A 1942-nucleotide genomic window follows, 5' to 3' on the forward strand; every position below is an offset into this window, starting at 1 on the left:
GGCAGTGGAGCCGCCCTCCGACCCGGCGTCGGCGTCGGCCGCGCTGGCGGGCTTCTCGCCGTCGATCTCCACCACTTCGCCGTCGACGAACGGCCCGCCGGCGCGGTCCTCGGCCTCGACCTGCGCGATCGCCGCCTGCTCGGCCGCCTTGGCCGCCTTCTGGCGGCGGAAGGAGTTCCACATGTTGATGAACGTGGCGATGCCGGCCAGGACGAACAGCGGCACGGCCAGCATGAGGATGTCGCTCTGCTGCAGCCCCGGGTGCAGCGAGTCCATGACCTCCTGCGGCATCCGGATGTAGGACGCCAGGGGCACCCCGAAGATCTCGGCGTTGAGGAAGGAGGCGACCTGCTCGGGCTGGAACGCCCCGTTGGTCATGGTCGAGGCCTCCTCGATGGACTTGCCGGGAGGCGAGAAGTTGAGCAGCACGTAGTACAGGCCGAGGAACACCGGGATCTGCACCAGCAGCGGCAGGCACCCGGCGGCGGGGTTGACGCCGGCGCCGGAGTACAGCTCCTGCATCTCCTTGGCCTGCGCCTGGCGGTCCTCGGGGGACTTGCGGCCGGAGTACTTGAGCTGCAGCTCCTTCATCTTGGGAGCGAGCTGCGCCATCTTGCGCATCGAGTACTGCTGCCGCCACATGGACCGCATGAGCAGCAGCCGCACGGTCACCACTAGCAGCAACACCGAGCCGACCCATGCGATGCCGGAGTCGGGGTCCACGACGAAGCTCAACGCCCAGTGCCAGAACTTCATGACGAGTGACACCGGATACGCGAACAGGTCCACGGGCTTCTCCAACGACGAGCGGCGCCGGATCGGGCGCACGGGGCGGGACAGACCACAAAGGTCGGGCTCCAGCGTGCCAGGGTGGGCACCGCAACGGGGAATCAGGGTCGCGCGGCTGCGCCGAGCGCGGTCAGATGTGGCAGCCCACCCACACCGGCTCGGGGTGCAGCTCCACGCCAAACGCCTCCCGCACCCCGTCACGTACCTCGCGCGCCAACGCGATCACGTCGTCCGCGGTGGCCTGACCCCTGTTGGTCAGCGCCAGCGTGTGTTTGGTGGAGAGACGAGCGGGTGACGACGACGAGGGATGCCCCTTGGAGAAACCGGCCCGCTCGATGAGCCATCCCGCCGAGAGTTTGACGCCCCCGGGTGCGGAGAAGGCGGGCATCTGCTCGGACTGCGCGGTGCCGAGCCTGGCGGCCACCCGGGATCGCACCGTGGGGAGTTCGTCCTGGGGTATCACCGGGTTGGTGAAGAACGATCCCGCGGACCAGGTGTCGGAGTCGTCGTCGTCGAGCACCATCCCCTTGCCGCGGCGCAGGTCGAGCACCGTGCGCCGCACCACGGCCGGGTCGGTCCGGTCACCAGGGGCGACACCGAGGCGGCCGGCGAGTTCGGCGTAGCGGATCGGTTCGCTGCGTCCGGCGGGATCGAGGCGGAACTCCACCTCGAGGACCACGGCGCGGTCGGTGTTCTTCAGGATGGACGTGCGGTACTCGAGGCCGAGGGCGTCGGGGGTGACCCATTCGTCGACGCCGGTGGCGCGGTCGAACCAGCGCACGCGGTGCAGGATCTGGGCGACCTCCACCCCGTAGGCGCCGACGTTCTGCACGGGCGTCGCGCCCACGGATCCGGGGATGCCGGACAGGCACTCGAGGCCGCCGTACCCGCGCGCGACCGTGTCGGCGACCAGATCGTCCCAGGTCAGGCCCGCGCCCGCGCGGACGACGAGCTGGTCCTCGGTCGGGCCGGCGAGGTAGTCGATCTCCCGGTTGCGCACCGCCACCGCCACCAGGTCGAGGTCGCCGCCGGCCACCACCAGGTTCGAACCGCCCCCCAACACGAGCACCGGCACGTCCGCGGCGTCCAGGGCGCGGACCGCCGCGAAGACCGCGTCCGGGGTCGCACACTCCAGCAGCGCGCGGGGGCGGCC

At 70.8% G+C, this 1942-nt stretch carries 2 protein-coding genes; both read right to left on the reverse strand.

All coding sequences use genetic code 11. From position 1 onward, the window contains the following. Positions 1-828 (reverse strand): membrane protein insertase YidC (gene yidC, locus G6023_RS15010; protein ID WP_347570785.1); only part of this gene is annotated, 828 nt, incomplete at its 3' end. A 91-nt stretch (positions 829-919) separates the two neighbouring features. Further along, the coding region (locus G6023_RS15015) for a UDP-N-acetylmuramate dehydrogenase (RefSeq protein ID WP_182636261.1) at positions 920-1942 on the reverse strand (1023 nt) is incomplete at its 5' end.

Origin of the sequence: Dietzia sp. DQ11-71 (assembly GCF_014144995.1) — a bacterium.
Taxonomy (GTDB): domain Bacteria; phylum Actinomycetota; class Actinomycetes; order Mycobacteriales; family Mycobacteriaceae; genus Dietzia; species Dietzia kunjamensis.